2 protein-coding genes are annotated in these 1,573 nt (G+C 43.5%); one reads left to right on the plus strand and one right to left on the minus strand.

The window, feature by feature from the left end; all coding sequences use genetic code 11:
* A partial coding sequence (locus VIP81_RS21570; RefSeq protein WP_331966141.1) for a hypothetical protein occupies window positions 1–1,338 on the plus strand: 1,338 nt, incomplete at its 5' end.
* Window positions 1,339–1,367: 29 nt separating this feature from the next.
* Here the strand turns inward: VIP81_RS21570 and VIP81_RS21575 are convergent.
* The coding region (locus tag VIP81_RS21575) for a hypothetical protein (protein WP_331966144.1) at window positions 1,368–1,573 on the minus strand (206 nt) is incomplete at its 5' end.

Below are 1,573 nucleotides of genomic sequence, written 5' to 3' on the forward strand. Positions count from 1 at the left end.
CAGTTTACGTACGAAAACGATCGTGACGAGAAATTGCGCGAGAACTTCATAACTCGATTGGATTCTGCACATGCTGCCGCTCTCGATAATTTGCCAAATCATGACAATGAGATAGCCCAATGGATTGAATCAAGCCTTTCATCCGTTGTGCTTCATCTAGGATTTGCCAATGCTGCTGCTTGCGCTAGCTCTGACTACAAGCATGCTGCAAACCCATACATCAGATTTGCAGAACACCCAGAACCCTCCGTGCATTCAACCAGAGACTATCGCAAGCACACTGAAACTGATGATACTCGGGGAATTGAATCTAAACAGTTCCACGAGAAAACTACTCAATTCCAACACACAGATTTCAAAAATCTAGAACAAGTCACAATTGACAGCTTCATTGACTACAATGCAAGTCCAAGAACGATCACTCTGTTCGAAAATCTTCGCAAGATCTTTCCTCTCGAGTCCGATCAGCAGATTCATGCACGTAGACTTTCAGTGCAGAACAGATGCAGAGAAATTCTCTATGAATCTAATCCCGACCCTGCTGACTACGACTTCTGGGTCTCGGGAAGCAAGCACCATCTAAAGCGCAAGAAGCCGAAGATAAAATACACTCGCTACAGCCAGATAACCAAGGTAACAAGCACGGTCTGCCGTGACGAGTGCAGACCCATTTTGGACGTGCACCAGGTATTCATGGATGAAGTCCGCAAGTGGGCTTACAACCGACCACTAGAGCCGGGTGAGACTCACGAAATGATCTTCTCTGATGCTATGGAGAAGTATTGCAAACTACTCAAATCGAAATCTATTCCCAACGATTGGAAGCCCTATTTCATGAAAGCTATCGTAAATAATCGAAAAGATATTTGGAATAGTCGTAATACCAAGAAACGTTCACACGAACAACCGAAGAACCAAATACATCTTGATGACATTGACGAGACCACTGAGCCACCTACTTATGACTACTACCCGTCCGATACAGTCGATTGGTTTAACTCCCTATCTGACAGACAGCGTGAAGGAATACGTCAAGCAGTAGAGATAATGGATTCTTCCGCAGAGGAACATCCGAAAATCCCAGAATCAATAAAGAGAATGATTCGAGGGCCAGGTGTGCCCCTGACTAGTTCCACGGGAAAAACGAAGAAAACCAACAGCTCGATAAAATCCGATGCACGTACGAAAAGTAGCACCATCGACTTACGTGAATACGAATCAGAAGAAGATCTCTTGTCGAAATACCCTAAGTATCTATATCCAGTCACGGTTCGTTTTGACAAGCCAGCATCACCAACTGCCTATTACTACGCTGATCATAACAAACAAATTGCGTAGCGTTTAGGAATGCACTATACGGACTACGGTTAATCAGAACGCAGTAAAGGTACAAACACCCTATCCGCAAACTCGATTAATCCTAGCTCGTATAGTGCAAAACTAGCTTTACCGCCCGGAATAGGGAATAATAGAGAAGGCATAGTTGCCATTTGAAAGGAAAACATGGTTTCAGTAGAACATAAAATAGACACAGATAGTTTATTTGAAGATTTAGAAGCAGTTGTCAAGAGAT

Source organism: Chitinophaga sp. (assembly GCF_036566945.1).
Lineage (GTDB): Bacteria > Bacteroidota > Bacteroidia > Chitinophagales > Chitinophagaceae > Chitinophaga.